The organism is Labrys sp. (in: a-proteobacteria), from assembly GCF_047605565.1.
GTDB classification, from domain to species: Bacteria; Pseudomonadota; Alphaproteobacteria; order Rhizobiales; family Labraceae; genus Labrys; species Labrys neptuniae.
Map to the genome: position 1 here is coordinate 36,268 of NZ_JASGFM010000048.1, position 14,051 is coordinate 50,318.

Below are 14,051 nucleotides of genomic sequence, written 5' to 3' on the forward strand. Positions count from 1 at the left end.
AAACGGCCGGGCTCTCGGCTGATTCCAGGAAACGCTTCGAAAAACAAGAAGGTAGAGTCTGTTTCGAGTGTTTTGCTCGAAGGCTCTCTGGGTGATACGTGGCGGACAAGAAGGACGGTGCTCGCAAGCTGGTTGCCGACAACCGCAAGGCTCGGTTCAACTACGAATTGATCGACACCTTCGAGGCCGGGATTGTGCTGGCCGGAACCGAAGTGAAATCCCTGCGCCTGGGTAAGGCGACAATCGGCGAATCCTATGCCGGGCCATCCGGCGAGGAGTTGTTGCTCTTCAACGCGGACATTCCCGAATATCTGCAGGCCAATCGTTTCAACCATGAGCGTAAGCGTCCGCGCAAACTGCTTTTGCATAAACGCCAGATCAACAAGCTGATTGGTGCCGTGCAGCGCGATGGCCTAACGATTGTGCCCACCAAGCTCTATTTCAACGAGCAGGGCAGGGCCAAGATCGAGCTCGCTCTTGCCCGCGGCAAGAGCCTGGGCGACAAGCGCGAGACCGAGAAGAAGCGCGATTGGCAGCGCGAAAAGGGACGCTTGCTGCGGGATAAAGGCTGATCTGTGCGGACGCTGCTGGGGACGCACGCGTCCCTGCCGGTGTCTTCTTCTCCAGGGGCCTTGCTGCCAAGAGCAAGCAGGGACACCTGCGATCCCAGAAAATACCGTTCAGCGATCGAGAATGCCGCGAATGGTCTCGAAAACTGCCCGGAACATCGGCGTGGTCAGGCGGCCCGTATTCGTGTTGTAGCGGGAGCAGTGATAGCTATCGACGAGCGTCAGATTGCCGATCTGGTGCTGCGCGTGATGAGCAAAGGGAAAATGGGCCGGCCTGCGGCCGAGGGCGGTGACCACGCTGTCATGTCCGATCTTGCCGAGCGCCAGGATGACTTCAAGGTTCGCCATCTCCTTGACCGTATTGGCCAGAAAGGGGCGGCAGGCGGCGATTTCGCTGCCGATCGGCTTGTTCTCGGGCGGCACGCAGCGCACGGCGTTGGTGATGCGGCAGTCGACGAGTTCGAGGCCGTCGTCAGGACGCTCGTCATAGGTGCCGCTGGCAAAGCCGAAATCGCCCAATGTCTCGTAGAGCAGGTCTCCGGCCCAATCGCCCGTAAAGGGCCGCCCAGTACGATTGGCACCCTGGAGCCCCGGCGCCAGGCCGGCGATCAGCAGCCGGGCAGAGGCCGGGCCGAAACTGGAAACCGGCGCATTGTGCCAATCGGGATGCCTGGCACGTGCCTGCAGACGGAAGGCAACGAGCCTCTCACAGAGCGGGCAGTCGCGCCCAGGTTCTTGGAATTGGCTGGCGGTCATCGATTACTCGAGCAAAGGGCGTCTTGAAGAAACGCAGCTTGCTCTCGCTCCCTGTTTCCTAGCCAATCCAACGGATTGGCTAGGGCGTCTTTGCCGGTCCCGCCGATTCCGTCAAATCGCAAAGTGCCCGAGGCCAGGAACGAAACCGCAGTGCGGACGGAGCCAGCAGGCAGGCCCCGTCAAATGAAGGCACCGATCGTGCAAGGCGAGTTCTCGACCTATTGATCGTCGGATTGGCCACTCGAACTCGCCGACATGAAGCCAGGGGTCTGGCCGGCGAAGCCCTGCTGGGGCGGTTGGCGGGTCGGCGCGGGGCCGGCCGGAAAACTGCCGCCGGCCTGGCTGCGCACGGCCCGCTCGGACGGATCGCGGCCGATCTTGCTTTGAAGCGTGACGAGGTCGACGAACTCGTCCGCCTGGCGGCGCAATTCATCGGCGACCATCGGCGGCTGGGTCGATATGGTGGAGACCACGGAAACGCGCACCCCCTTGCGCTGCATGGCCTCGACCAGGGAACGGAAATCGCCGTCGCCGGAAAACAGGATCATGTGCGAGATGTGATCGGCCAGTTCCATGGCATCGATGGCAAGCTCGATGTCCATATTGCCCTTCACCTTGCGGCGGCCGGTGGAATCGACGAATTCCTTGGTCGGCTTGGTGACGACGGCATAGCCATTATAATCCAGCCAGTCGATCAGCGGACGGATCGACGAGTACTCCTGGTCCTCCACCAGGGCGGTATAATAGAACGCTCGCACCAGATAGCCGCGGCTGTGGTACTCCTTGAGCATTTTCCGGTAGTCGATATCAAACCCCAAGCTTTTCGCCGTTGCGTAAAGATTGGCGCCGTCAATAAAGAGAGCGATGCGTTCCTGGGTGTTGTTCATTCTTCTGCCAGTTGAGGTTCGTTCTGCTGATGCTCGGTTTGATCGAATGCGATTGAAATCGGTCTAAATTACAGTCTAGAATTAATCCCAAGGGCAACATCGAGAGGGGGCTCTCTGTGTAATCCCAGCGGAACGGCAGCAACGGCAAGTTTAGGCCCGATACATTCAGCTTGTGCCTATCGCGGTATAGAATGTCAAGGTTGTCAGCATTGTCGTTAGATTGAGTGTTTTCCAATGAGAGTGTTGACAGGATTATTGCAATATCGAGACGAGCAGCCTCGATATGTAAGTCGAATGAGGTAGAACTTGCGGTCAATCTCCTTGCCTCGGAGACCCGACGATACCACGGATCGGCCTTTTGGGGTTGCACAAACTCGCCTGGCGGTGTAGTTGGCGCGCTTGATCCCAAAACACGGTACAGAAAGGCGTCGCCATGGCCCGCGTCACGGTGGAAGATTGCATCGACAAGGTCGAGAACCGCTTCGAGCTGGTTCTGCTGGCCAGCCATCGCGCCCGCATGATCGCCGGCGGCGCTGCGCTGACGGTCGATCGCGATCGTGACAAAAACCCGGTGGTGGCTCTGCGCGAGATCGCGGATGAAACCCTGACCCCGGATGACCTCAAGGAAGACCTGATCCACTCGATGCAGAAATATGTCGAGGTGGACGAGCCCGAATCGGATCCGGCCGCTCTCGCCGCCGGCGATTCCGACGACAATGTCGCCTTCGACCGCATGTCGGAAGAAGACCTGCTGCGCGGCCTGGAAGGGCTGGTGCCGCCGGCCAACAACGGCTCGGACGACGAAGAATAAGCTCTTCGCTTCCTCCCAGGCAATTTCAGCGGGCCGGCATCACCGGCCCGCTTTTCTTTTGCGCTGCACCCGTATTGAATAGCGCGATGCTTCGGTTCGATCGAAGCGCGGTAATGAGGTGAGCCGGGTGCGGCAACGCTGCCGGCGGGAGACTGTGAGTGACGGCGCCATTTCGCCTGATGCGGCAATATGAACTCGTCGACAAGGTGCGGGCCTATAACCCGGCCGTGAACGAGGATCTTCTCAACGCCGCCTATGTCTATGCCATGCAAAAGCATGGTGCCCAGTTTCGCGCCTCGGGTGATCCCTATTTTTCCCACCCCTTGCAGGTGGCCTCGCTACTCACCGATCTCAAGCTCGACGACGCCACCATCGCCGCCGCCCTGCTGCACGACACCATCGAGGACACCGATGCCACGCGCGGCGAGATCGAACGCCGTTTCGGCAAGGAGATTGCGGCTCTCGTCGACGGGCTGACCAAGATCAAGAAGCTCGATCTGGTTTCCAAGGAGGCCAAGCAGGCGGAGAACCTGCGCAAGCTCTTGCTGGCCATCGTCGAGGATGTGCGCGTTCTCCTCGTCAAGCTCGCCGATCGCCTGCACAATATGCGCACGCTCAATTTCATGCGGGCCGAGAAGCGCGCCCGCATCGCCCAGGAGACGCTGGACATCTACGCCCCGCTTGCCGGGCGTATGGGCATGCAGGATATGCGCGAGGAGCTGGAGGACCTGTCCTTCCACGAATTGCAGCCGGCCCATTATGAAACCATCGTCCGCCGCCTGGAAGGATTGAAGCGCCGCAATGGCGCATTGATCGCGGAGATCGAGAATGATCTGCGCGAGCGGCTGCAGGAGCGCGGCATCGAGGCGACGGTCAAGGGGCGGGAGAAGCGACCCTACTCGATCTTCAAGAAGACAGAACAAAAGCAGGTCGCCTTCGAGCAACTCTCCGATATCTTCGCCTTTCGCGTGCTGGTGAACAAGGTGGAGGATTGCTATCGCGCACTCGGCCTCGTCCACACCAAATGGCCGCTCGTGCCGGGCCGCTTCAAGGACTACATCTCCACGCCCAAGCAGAACGACTATCGTTCGCTGCACACCACGGTGATCGGCCCGGGCCACCAGCGCGTCGAATTGCAGATCCGCACCGAGGAGATGCATCGCATCGCCGAATTCGGCATCGCCGCCCACGCCCTCTACAAGGAGAACAAGGCCGGCGACAGCCTGCGCCTGGAAGGGGAGAGCCGGGCCTTTGCCTGGCTGCGCCGAACCATGGCGATGCTGGCCGAGGGCGACAATCCGGAGGAATTCCTCGAGCATACCAAGCTCGAACTGTTTCAGGACCAGGTGTTCTGCTTCACGCCGAAGGGCAAGCTGATCACCTTGCCGCGCGGTGCCAACGCCATCGATTTCGCCTATGCCGTGCATACCGATGTCGGCAATACGGCGGTGGGCTGCCGTGTCAACGGCCGCACCACCCCCCTGGTCTCCGAGCTCTACAATGGCGACGAGGTCGCCATCATCACGGCCAAGCAGCAGACGCCTCCGGCTGCCTGGGAAACGCTGGTGGTGACCGGACGGGCGCGGGCCGCCATCCGCCGCGCCACGCGCACGGCGGTGCGAGCACAATATGCAGGGCTCGGCCAGCGCATCATCGAGCGTGCCTTCGAACGGCTGGAGAAGACCTATAGCCCCGACGCGCTGCAGGGCGCGCTCAAGCGCCTCGCCCGCAAGAGCGTGGACGATGTACTCACTGCCGTCGGTCGTGGCGAGATGCGTTCGCAGGATGTGGTGCGGGCGGTGTTCCCGGACTTCAAGCTCGAACAGTCGAGCCACGCCGCCGCCGGGCTCGACGAGACCTGGTTCGGCCTGCAGGGCGGCCAGAATCTGCGCTTCAAGCTGCCGGGGGGCGGGGATCCGGCCAAGGCTGCCATCCCGGTGCGCGGCCTGATGGGCGATCTGCCGGTGCGCTTTGCCGAAGGTGGGGCGGTACCCGGGGACCGCATCGTTGCCATCCTCACGCCGGGCGAGGCGATCACCATCTACCCGATCCAATCGCAGGCACTCGCCGATTTCGAGGACAGGCCGGAGCTCTGGCTCGACGTGCGCTGGGATCTGGAGGCGGCACGCGCCGAGCGCTATCCCGCCCGGATTCAGGTGGTTTCGATCAACGAGCCGGGCACGCTCGCCCAGATTGCCCAGGTGATCGCCGAGACGGACGGCAATATCGACAATCTCGCCATGCAGCGCCGCTCCTTCGACATGACGGAGATGATCGTCGATCTCGAGGTCTACGACCTCAAGCACCTGCTCGCCATCATCGATGGCTTGCGCGCCCGCAAGGTGGTGAGCGAGGTGCAGCGCGTGATCTGAGGCCAGCAGCGCGGTCCCAGCGACATGCGGGCATGTCGCTGGGAGGTCCGCGTTCCAAGCAGGCGCAAGGGCGTCAGGAGCATTGTCCGCCGATGCTGGTCATGCCGATCACGCGCCCGAACATCAGGCTGACGAGGACGGCGCAATTGCGGTCATAGGCCAGGCCGTAGCGAGCCAGGATCCGCTTCTGCTCAGGCAGCGGGATGGGCGGCGTATCACCGCGCTGGCGAAAGTCGAGACGATTGCCGAGATAGACGAGGCGAACGGCGCCGCCTTCCGCGGCGCGAAAATCCGGCTTGCCGTAGCGCTCGACGAAAGCCTGTTCCGACGAGCCCATCGAGAACAGCGGCCGGATACCGCTGTCGCCGATCGTGCATCCGGTGAGCAGCAGCGACAGGCAGAAGATCAGTTTTCTCACGGTACTCGCGCTCCATATCTCGAAAAACAGCGGGAGGTTGGCGGCTAAACCGTGTTGCGACTAGACGAAGTCTCCTGGAAGCGCAAAGGCATATCCAAAACCTCCCGTTGCCGACCCACGGGCGGGACACCGCCGTTGGCTCTTCACGAAATTTTCGACCTCCAACCGGTGTCGGCCATTGATCTGTACGCCCCGGAAGCGTAGCCCGTACAACCGGAAAAACCAGGAGACGATGATGACGCAGGATGAGGTGCTGGCGGAATTCCGGGCGGCGGGGGCATTGCTCGAAGGACATTTCATCCTGACATCGGGACGGCATTCCGCGGTCTATCTGCAGAAGAACCTCGTCTTCATGGATCCTCCGCGCACCGAACGTCTTTGCCGCGCCTTGGCCGAGCGCATCCGCGCCGCCTATGGACCCATCGACATGGTGGTGTCCCCGGCCGTGGGCGGCATCGTCCCGGGCTACGAGACCGCGCGCGCGCTCGGTGCCAAGACGGTGTTCGTGGAACGCGAGAACGGCCAGTTCCAGCTGCGGCGCGGCTTTGCCATTCCCAAGGGCGCCCGCGTGGTGATGGTGGAGGATATCATCACCACCGGCCTGTCCTCGCGGGAATGCCTGGCCTCCATCGCCGACCAGCCGGGCGAAATCGTCGGGGCGGCCTGCCTGATCGACCGCTCGGGCGGCAAGGCCGAGCTCGGCAAGCCTCTGGTGGCTCTGGCGACCTTGGACATCCCCACCTTCGAGGCCGACAAGCTGCCGCCGGAACTTGCCAGCCTGCCGGCCGTCAAGCCCGGCAGCCGGGCTCTCGCAGGACAGGCCTGAAGATGACCGCAACTGCTCTGCCCAAGGTTCCGCGCCCGGAGGCTCTGCGCCTGGGTGTCAATGTCGACCACGTGGCCACCGTGCGCAACGCGCGCGGTGGCCTCTGGCCGGATCCGGTCCGCGCCGCGCATCTGGCGGTCGAGGCCGGCGCTGACGGCATCACCGCCCATCTGCGCGAGGATCGCCGCCATATCCGAGATGCCGACATCCGTCGCATCCGCGCCGAAGTGAAGGCGCCGCTGAATTTCGAGATGGCGGTGACCGACGAGATGCTGGCGATCGCGCTGGACGTGAAGCCCCATGCCGTCTGCCTGGTGCCGGAAAAGCGTGAGGAGCGGACCACCGAAGGAGGCCTGGACGTCAGGGCGGGCGAGGCCAATCTGCGGATGGCGATCCCGCGGCTCAAAGGCAGCGGCATCCGTGTCTCCCTGTTCGTCGAGCCGGACAGGGCGGTGCTGGAAGCCTGCGCCGCCCTGGGTGCCGATATCGTGGAGCTCCATACGGGCACCTGGTGCGAAGCCGTCGCTTCGGGGGAGACCGGCCATGCTGCTGCCGAATTCGAGCGCTTGAAGCTCGGCGCTTCCATCGCCGCGGGCCTCGGCCTTGAAGTGCATGCGGGGCACGGGCTCGACTTCGAGACCTCTGAAATCCTGGCTGCGGTACCCGAATTCGCCGAGTTCAACACCGGGCATTTCCTGATCGGAGAGGCGATTTTCGTCGGGCTCGCCGAGAGCATCCGCACCGTCAAGGCGGCGATGGCGGCTGGACGGAGCCGTGCCGGATGATCATCGGTATCGGCAGCGATCTTTGCGACATCCGGCGGATCGAGGACGCACTCGCCCGTTTCGGCGAGCGCTTCGAACGACGCTGCTTCACCGAAGGCGAGCGGGCCAAGGCCGCGGGCCGGGCAGACAAGGCCGGTACCCTTGCCAAGCGCTTCGCTGCCAAGGAGGCCTGCTCCAAGGCCCTGGGAACCGGCGTCAACGGCATGGCGGGCATTCACTGGCATGACATGGAAGTCCTCAATGCCGAGAGCGGCCGGCCCGAATTGCGGCTCAGCGGTGCGGCCTTGCGCTGCCTTGGCGACATGCTGCCAGAGGCGCATGAGGCCCATCTTCATCTCAGCCTGACCGACGAGCATCCCCTGGCGCAGGCCTTCGTGGTGATCGAGGCCCGACCGCGCGCTTGAGAGGAAAGGTTGTCCGTCGCCGCGCAATTGCCGAAATCATGCTGTTTCTGGCATCCGTCATTCCGGCGAATGATCGATGCTGTCAGGACGTTTCGTCAGGCATGGTACGGCGCCAGACGAGGACGAACCCCGCTCTCATCCGGCGCAAGACCTTGCCTCACCACATGCCCGCGCGGCAGGCTCTGTCGTTGCACCCTCAATCCGCAGGGGTTATAGCAGCCGCAACAGGGTTGTTTCGTTACAAAGCTTCCGGAGCTTGCCTCAAGGCCGGCTCCGGAAGCTTTGCGTAATTTCAAGGTTCTTGCGGGATCTTGGATCGGAGCAATATTTCGAGGCTCCGGTTCCGCCAAGGACCGCCTCCAAAGATGGAAGATCGATGAGCGTGGCCAGCCAACCGAACAAGACGCCCGACACCAGCGGCGCCGCCAAGAAGACGTCGAAAGATGGCGGTATCGGCGAGCTCATCAAGATCATCGTTCACGCGCTCATCATCGCGCTGGTGGTCCGTACGGCCTTGTTCCAGCCGTTCAACATTCCGTCCGGCTCGCTGATCCCGACGCTCCTGGTCGGTGACTACGTCATGGTCTCCAAATACAGCTATGGCTGGTCGCGCTATTCGGTGCCGGTGATTTCCGGCATTCTGCCATCGGGCCGCCTGTGGGCGGGCGAGGGGCCCAAGCGCGGCGACATCGCCGTCTTCAAGCTGCCCAAGGACAATTCGACCGATTTCATCAAGCGCGTCATCGGCCTGCCAGGCGACCGCATCCAGATGCGCCAGGGCCGGCTGCTCATCAACGGCACCATGGTTCAGCGCGAGCAGGCCGGGACCTATCTGGTCAAGGATGAATTCGGGCGCGACAAGCAGGTGCCGAAATATATCGAGACCCTGCCCAACGGCGTGAAGCACGAGGTCATCGAGATCCAGGGCGACACTGGCTACTATGACAATACCGACGAATATGTCGTGCCGCCGGGCAACTACTTCATGATGGGCGACAACCGCGACAATTCCGATGATTCGCGCGATCTTGCCGCTGTCGGCTATGTGCCGCTCGACAATTTCGTCGGCAAGGGCCAGATCATCTTCTTCTCCGTCGCCGATGACGCCTCGCCGCTCGCTTTCTGGCAGTGGCCGTGGACCGTGCGCGGCAGCCGGTTGTTCTCGCTCATTCGATAATGACGGATCGGACCACGCCTGACGGAGTGTTGTATCGAATTCGGCCTCGTGCGAGCCGCCTCGGCAGATTGCTGCTTGCCGGTGGCGCTTTGCTGTTGCTCGCCTCTTGCCGCAATTTCTCCGTGCCGAGTGGTTCCAACATCCCGACGCTGCTCGTGGGGGACATCGTAATGGTGTTGCCCTTCGGCGAGGGGCCTGCAACCGGGGCTCCCGCTCGCGGCGACATGGCGGTGTTCCGATTGCCTAAGGTGCGATCGAGCTATTTCATCAAGCGGGTGATTGGCCTGCCGGGGGATCGCATCCAGATGCGCAATGGCCGTCTGTTCATCAACGGGGACATGGTGCGCCGCGAACCAGCCGGCAGTTACAAGACTGCGGTGGAGTTCGGTAGCGAGAAGCCGGTGCCGAAATACCGGGAGATCCTGGCGAATGGGCGCACTTATGAAGTGATCGAGATCCAGGGCGACAGCGGCTATTACGACAATACCGATGAATATGTCGTTCCGGCCGGCCATTGCTTCGTGATGGGTGATAACCGCGACAATTCCGACGATTCGCGGGATCTTGCGGCTGTCGGCTATATTTCGCTCGAGAATTTCGTGGGCAAACCCTGGCGGGTCCTGTTCTCGACAGCCAAGGCACAAATGCGTCTGTTTAAGATCATACAATGAGTTCGAAGAAGAAACCTGCGCTCGAAACACTGGAAGCTGCGCTCGGCCATGTCTTTGCCGATCGCTCTCTTTTGGAGCGGGCGTTGACGCATATCAGTTTCCTCGATGGGCCAGGCCGGCTGGCGAGCTATCAGCGCCTTGAATTCCTCGGCGACCGTGTGCTCGGGCTGGCGGTCGCGGACATGCTCTACCGCGTCTTCCCCGATGACGAAGAGGGCGCCATGTCGCGCCGGCTTTCCGATCTCGTGCGCAAGGAGACCTGCGCGGCCGTCGCCACCGACTGGGGCGTCGGTCCGCACGTCAAGCTCGGCCTGGGCGAAGCCCATTCGGGCGGGCGCAAGCGTGTCACCACGCTGGGCGATGTCTGCGAGGCCCTGATCGGCGGCGTCTTCGTGGATGCCGGCTATGAGAAGGCGCGCGCCGTGGTCGAAAAGGCCTGGCGCGAGCGGCTCCACGCCCCGGTGCGACCGCCGAGCGACGCCAAGACGGCGCTGCAGGAATGGGCCCAGGGCAGGGCCCTGAAGGCGCCGACCTATCGCCTGGTCTCGCGCACTGGGCCCGACCACAATCCGCGCTTCGTGATTGCCGTCGACATCGAGACGCTGACCTCGGCCGAAGGCGAAGGCAAGTCGAAGCGCCTGGCCGAGCAGGCCGCCGCAGCCGCCTTCATGGCGCGGGAGGGTATTTCCCTGGAGGGGCGTCGCGGCTGATCGGGCCGGCGGAACGCCCACTCATGCGCCTTCGGGCTCGCCGAGCTCTCCGGAAAACGAAGAATAAACCCGGCCGCTGTGCATCATCGGCCAATCGAGCCGTATTTCGGCACGCCAATGTCTGCTAGAAAGCTGAAATGAACCAGACTTCAAACACCAGATGCGGCTTCGTCGCCCTGATCGGCGCCCCCAATGCCGGCAAGTCCACGCTGATGAACGCCATCGTCGGCGCCAAGCTGTCGATCGTCACCCACAAGGTCCAGACGACGCGTGCCATCGTACGCGGCATCGCCATGGCGGGGGATGCGCAGATCATCTTCGTCGACACGCCCGGCATTTTCCAGCCCAAGCGCCGGCTCGATCGGGCCATGGTCACCACCGCCTGGAGCGGCGCGGCCGATGCCGATGCCGTCTGCCTGCTCGTCGATGCCCAGCGCGGGCTCGACGAAGGCAATGAGGCGATCCTGGAAAAGCTCTCTGCCACCAAGCAGAAGCGCATCCTCATCCTCAACAAGATCGATGCGGTGAAGCGCGAGAAGCTGCTGGAGCTTGCCCAGGCCGTCAACGCACGACTGCCCTTCGACGAGACCTTCATGGTGTCGGCGCTGACCGGCAGCGGCGTGGAGGACCTCACCAACCATCTCGGCTCCATCATGCCGGCCGGACCCTGGCTCTATCCCGAGGACCAGATATCGGATGCGCCCCTGCGCTCGCTGGCGGCCGAGATCACGCGCGAGAAGCTGTTCCTGCGCCTGCATGACGAGCTGCCCTACGAATCGACGGTGGAGACCACGGCCTGGACCTCGATGAAGGATGGTTCGGCCCGCATCGAGCAGACGATCTACGTCACGCGCGAGGGGCACAAGAAGATCGTCATCGGCAAGGGGGGAGAGACCATCAAGGCGATCTCCATGGCGGCCCGCAAGGAAATCATGGCCATGGCAGAGGCGCCGGTGCATCTGTTCCTGTTCGTGAAGGTGCGCGAGAACTGGTCCGATGACCCCGAGCGCTATCGCGAAATGGGCCTCGAATTTCCGGTGGAGAAGCCCTGAGGCGGGTTCCTTCTGGGAGTGTCGGCCTCCTGGCTGACATCGCTGACACTCCAGGCCCCCGCGTTACTTTGCCCGGGCGAGGCAGTTCCGATGGAATGGATCGACAGCGGTTACATATTGGGTGTGCGCCGCCATGGCGAATCCAGCGTGATCCTGGAGACAATGACCAGGGATCATGGCCGTCATCTCGGCATGGTGCGCGGAGGGCGCTCGCGGACATTGCAGCCGGTGCTGCAGCCCGGCAATGAGGTGCAACTGACCTGGCGCGCCCGGATCGAGGGGCATCTCGGCCATTTCGCCGTCGAGGGGCTGACATTGCACGCCGCCCGCTTCCTCTCCTCCCGGCAAGCCCTGTTCGCCATGACCCATGTGGCGGCTCTGGTCCGCCTGCTGCCCGAACGCGATCCGCATCCCGGCCTCCACGAGGCGCTCGGCCACCTCGTGGAGGTGCTTGGAGAACCCGATCTGGCACCGGCATTAATTGCTCGCTTCGAACTCGAGATCCTGTCGGATCTCGGCTTCGGCCTCGACCTGGCTGCCTGCGCCGTCACCGGCCGGCAGGACGACCTCATCTATGTCTCGCCCAAGAGCGGCAGGGCAGTCTGCCGTGAAGCCGGCACCCCCTGGCATGACAGGCTGCTGCGCTTGCCCGCCTTCCTGCGCGGGGAGGAGGGCATGCCCGAAGCCGGCGATATCGCGGATGCCTTGCGGCTGACCCAGTATTTCCTCGAGCGCGATGTCTTTGCGCCGCGCGGTCTTGCCATGCCCGAGGGGCGCCGCGTCCTGCTGGAGAGTCTGGTGGTGGCGGAAGAAAAGGGTTAACCAATCCTTATTCCGCCAAAGTCGTTGGCTACCAGCGATGGGATGAAGTTTTCGAGGATGACGCCGTGACGATCCGTCCCGTTTCCCTGTTGGCGATTGCACTCTCTCTCGCCGCCCTCCCGCTAACGCAGGCCCAGGCGGGCTGGCGTGACGCTCCCTTTTACGGCGATGGAGGCTGGGACGGCGAGTTCGAGGCGCCCATGCGCCCTTATCACCCCAGGCCCGTTTATCGCGGGGACGATGGCGGCTACGAGACCCACAGCTTTTATCCGCGCCCTGCCTATCCGCGACCGTGGGTGAGGGGGCCGGCCTATGAGCCCGATATCGACGGGTCTTATGACGTGCTGCCGGAAGAGCGCGGTCCGGCGGTGCGTCCGCTTCGCCCGCCGCGCAGTGTCGTCGGAACACCGCAGAACCTGCCGCGTCCGGCGCTGCCGAAGCCGCGCAGCGCGGCCTTGTCGGCACCCAAGAAGGTCGATCCGCCCAAGGCCCTGCCGCTAGCGGCTGCCCCGAAACCGCGCCCAGAGCCGATTCAGGAGGCAAGAGCATTGCCGGTGCCGCGGCCCAATCTCGAAAGCATGGATTTCGAGCCCCCGAAATAGGGCGGTGGCTGCCATTTGGGCGAGATCTGGAACGTCAGCCTCCGGTTGACATCACGGGTGCCGGAAAGCGCTCGGTTTTCAGGATGTCAGCCGGGGGCTGGCACTCCGAATTCATTGCGCTCTTCCAGCAAGCGCAATGCTAGGCCGGTATCCTCGTCCGCGCGACATAGAGCGCGAGGGCCGCAGCGTTTGAGACATTCAGGCTCTTGATCGCGCCGGGCATGTCGAGCCGGGCCAGCGCATCGCAGAGAGAGCGCGTGCGCTGGCGCAGTCCCTTGCCCTCGGCGCCAAGCACGAGCGCCAGCGGCCCACCGAATGCCGTGCCTTCCAACGTCGCCGGTCCCTCCGAGTCGAGGCCGATTCGTGTCACGCCGCTCGCCCCCATTTCATCCAGCGTATCGCCGAGATTGCGCACGGAAACGACCGGCACATGTTCCAGGCCCCCTGACGCCGACTTGGCAAGCACGCCAGTGGCTGCAGGCGAATGGCGCTCCGTGGTGATGATGGCCGCCACCTTGAAGGCGGCAGCCGAGCGGATGATGGCGCCGACATTGTGGGGGTCGGTGATCTGGTCGAGCACCAGGACGATGTCCTGCGCGCCGAGTTCCCCGAAAGCGGGAGCGGGCAGGGGGGCCGCTTCCAGATAGAGTCCCTGATGAATCGAATCGGCTGTGAGCAGACGGTCGATATCGCCCGGGCGGACGGTTTCCGGTTTGATTCGCGTTTCGACCTTCTCGTCGGCCAGCCTTTTCAGGGCGTTTTCGGTGGCGAGCAGCCGCTTGAGCTTGCGCTTGGGGTTCTGCAACGCCTCGCGCACCGGGTGCCAGCCATAGATCACCACCGTATCGAGCGTTGCCTCGCCGGCATAGCCTCGATGGTGGCCGCGATGGCCCCTGCGGTCCCTGTCCTTCATGTTTATCTCCGTTCCGGGGATTGCCCATGGCATGGCTGGCGTACCAAAAAAAGCCCTGTCCGCGATTAAGTGTAAAAACTCGTCGACAATTGTCGCCTTTTGGGTTGACAGGCACCGATCCCCTCACCATAACGGCGCCCTCTGAACGACGCGGTCGCGCCACTTGGCCGCTTCGATTTCGCAGCGGCGTCACAGCGTTGCGGAAGGACGTTTTGGAGGGGTGCCCGAGTGGTTAAAGGGGACGGACTGTAAATCCGTTGGCTCAGCCTACGTTGG

General features: G+C 63.2%; 16 protein-coding genes. 12 read left to right on the forward strand and 4 right to left on the reverse strand.

What is annotated here, in order from left to right; all coding sequences use genetic code 11:
• Positions 1-98 precede the first annotated feature (98 nt).
• Positions 99-572 (forward strand): SsrA-binding protein SmpB, encoded by a 474-nt coding sequence (gene smpB / locus QM672_RS28495; RefSeq protein WP_311934428.1) that lies wholly within the window; start codon positions 99-101, stop codon positions 570-572.
• Between the two features lie 108 nt (positions 573-680).
• On the opposite strand, the gene QM672_RS28500 is transcribed toward smpB, so the two are convergent.
• Together QM672_RS28500 and QM672_RS28505 are read right to left on the reverse strand one after the other, a co-directional pair.
• Complete coding sequence (locus QM672_RS28500; protein ID WP_394309696.1) at positions 681-1,325, reverse strand: uracil-DNA glycosylase; 645 nt, start codon at positions 1,323-1,325, stop codon at positions 681-683.
• 218 nt (positions 1,326-1,543) lie between these two features.
• Positions 1,544-2,212 (reverse strand): NYN domain-containing protein, encoded by a 669-nt coding sequence (locus QM672_RS28505; protein ID WP_311934430.1) that lies wholly within the window; start codon positions 2,210-2,212, stop codon positions 1,544-1,546.
• A 433-nt stretch (positions 2,213-2,645) separates the two neighbouring features.
• Here QM672_RS28505 and rpoZ point away from each other — a divergent pair, with 433 nt between their 5' ends.
• Together rpoZ and QM672_RS28515 are read left to right on the forward strand one after the other, a co-directional pair.
• Positions 2,646-3,023, forward strand: a complete 378-nt coding sequence (rpoZ, locus tag QM672_RS28510) for a DNA-directed RNA polymerase subunit omega (protein ID WP_311934431.1) — start codon at positions 2,646-2,648, stop codon at positions 3,021-3,023.
• A 179-nt stretch (positions 3,024-3,202) separates the two neighbouring features.
• Positions 3,203-5,395, forward strand: a complete 2,193-nt coding sequence (locus tag QM672_RS28515; protein ID WP_367625753.1) for a RelA/SpoT family protein — start codon at positions 3,203-3,205, stop codon at positions 5,393-5,395.
• 73 nt (positions 5,396-5,468) lie between these two features.
• On the opposite strand, the gene QM672_RS28520 is transcribed toward QM672_RS28515, so the two are convergent.
• Entirely contained in the window at positions 5,469-5,813 is a 345-nt protein-coding gene (locus QM672_RS28520) for a hypothetical protein (protein ID WP_311934432.1), read from the reverse strand.
• A 235-nt stretch (positions 5,814-6,048) separates the two neighbouring features.
• On the opposite strand from QM672_RS28520, the gene pyrE reads away from it, so the two are divergent.
• The 9 genes from pyrE to QM672_RS28565 all read left to right on the forward strand — a co-directional run bounded on the left by pyrE (position 6,049) and on the right by QM672_RS28565 (position 12,862).
• Positions 6,049-6,639 (forward strand): orotate phosphoribosyltransferase, encoded by a 591-nt coding sequence (gene pyrE, locus QM672_RS28525; protein ID WP_311934433.1) that lies wholly within the window; start codon positions 6,049-6,051, stop codon positions 6,637-6,639.
• Positions 6,640-6,641: 2 nt separating this feature from the next.
• Entirely contained in the window at positions 6,642-7,424 is a 783-nt protein-coding gene (locus tag QM672_RS28530; protein WP_415086655.1) for a pyridoxine 5'-phosphate synthase, read from the forward strand.
• Positions 7,421-7,828, forward strand: a complete 408-nt coding sequence (acpS, locus tag QM672_RS28535; RefSeq protein WP_367625736.1) for a holo-ACP synthase — start codon at positions 7,421-7,423, stop codon at positions 7,826-7,828. The genes QM672_RS28530 and acpS overlap by 4 nt, the downstream gene beginning before the upstream one ends.
• 376 nt (positions 7,829-8,204) lie before the next feature.
• Positions 8,205-9,005 (forward strand): signal peptidase I, encoded by an 801-nt coding sequence (gene lepB / locus QM672_RS28540; protein WP_415086657.1) that lies wholly within the window; start codon positions 8,205-8,207, stop codon positions 9,003-9,005.
• Entirely contained in the window at positions 9,005-9,676 is a 672-nt protein-coding gene (gene lepB, locus QM672_RS28545; RefSeq protein ID WP_415086659.1) for a signal peptidase I, read from the forward strand. Before lepB (QM672_RS28540) ends, lepB (QM672_RS28545) begins: the two co-directional genes overlap by 1 nt.
• On the forward strand, positions 9,673-10,386 hold the full coding sequence (rnc, locus tag QM672_RS28550) for a ribonuclease III (RefSeq protein ID WP_311934437.1): 714 nt from the start codon (positions 9,673-9,675) through the stop codon (positions 10,384-10,386). The genes lepB (QM672_RS28545) and rnc overlap by 4 nt, the downstream gene beginning before the upstream one ends.
• Before the next feature lie 137 nt (positions 10,387-10,523).
• The gene (gene era / locus QM672_RS28555; protein ID WP_311934438.1) at positions 10,524-11,438 is read left to right on the forward strand and encodes a GTPase Era; all 915 of its coding nucleotides are present in this window, start codon (positions 10,524-10,526) and stop codon (positions 11,436-11,438) included.
• A 90-nt stretch (positions 11,439-11,528) separates the two neighbouring features.
• Entirely contained in the window at positions 11,529-12,260 is a 732-nt protein-coding gene (gene recO, locus QM672_RS28560) for a DNA repair protein RecO (protein ID WP_415086661.1), read from the forward strand.
• A gap of 65 nt (positions 12,261-12,325) precedes the next feature.
• A complete protein-coding gene (locus tag QM672_RS28565) occupies positions 12,326-12,862 on the forward strand; it encodes a hypothetical protein (protein WP_415086663.1) in 537 nt (178 codons plus the stop codon).
• Positions 12,863-13,001: 139 nt separating this feature from the next.
• Here the strand turns inward: QM672_RS28565 and QM672_RS28570 are convergent, their stop codons facing one another.
• On the reverse strand, positions 13,002-13,775 hold the full coding sequence (locus QM672_RS28570; protein ID WP_311934441.1) for a TrmH family RNA methyltransferase: 774 nt from the start codon (positions 13,773-13,775) through the stop codon (positions 13,002-13,004).
• Positions 13,776-14,051 lie beyond the last annotated feature (276 nt).

Coding starts and splice junctions, on each gene's coding strand:
- acpS (WP_367625736.1), top strand. CDS start 7,421: ATGATCATCGGTATCGGCAGCGATCTTTGCGACATCCGGCGGATCGAG.
- QM672_RS28500 (WP_394309696.1), bottom strand. CDS start 1,325: ATGACCGCCAGCCAATTCCAAGAACCTGGGCGCGACTGCCCGCTCTGT.
- rnc (WP_311934437.1), top strand. CDS start 9,673: ATGAGTTCGAAGAAGAAACCTGCGCTCGAAACACTGGAAGCTGCGCTC.
- QM672_RS28570 (WP_311934441.1), bottom strand. CDS start 13,775: ATGAAGGACAGGGACCGCAGGGGCCATCGCGGCCACCATCGAGGCTAT.
- pyrE (WP_311934433.1), top strand. CDS start 6,049: ATGACGCAGGATGAGGTGCTGGCGGAATTCCGGGCGGCGGGGGCATTG.
- QM672_RS28505 (WP_311934430.1), bottom strand. CDS start 2,212: ATGAACAACACCCAGGAACGCATCGCTCTCTTTATTGACGGCGCCAAT.
- rpoZ (WP_311934431.1), top strand. CDS start 2,646: ATGGCCCGCGTCACGGTGGAAGATTGCATCGACAAGGTCGAGAACCGC.
- lepB (WP_415086657.1), top strand. CDS start 8,205: ATGAGCGTGGCCAGCCAACCGAACAAGACGCCCGACACCAGCGGCGCC.
- QM672_RS28530 (WP_415086655.1), top strand. CDS start 6,642: ATGACCGCAACTGCTCTGCCCAAGGTTCCGCGCCCGGAGGCTCTGCGC.
- recO (WP_415086661.1), top strand. CDS start 11,529: ATGGAATGGATCGACAGCGGTTACATATTGGGTGTGCGCCGCCATGGC.
- QM672_RS28515 (WP_367625753.1), top strand. CDS start 3,203: ATGCGGCAATATGAACTCGTCGACAAGGTGCGGGCCTATAACCCGGCC.
- lepB (WP_415086659.1), top strand. CDS start 9,005: ATGACGGATCGGACCACGCCTGACGGAGTGTTGTATCGAATTCGGCCT.
- era (WP_311934438.1), top strand. CDS start 10,524: ATGAACCAGACTTCAAACACCAGATGCGGCTTCGTCGCCCTGATCGGC.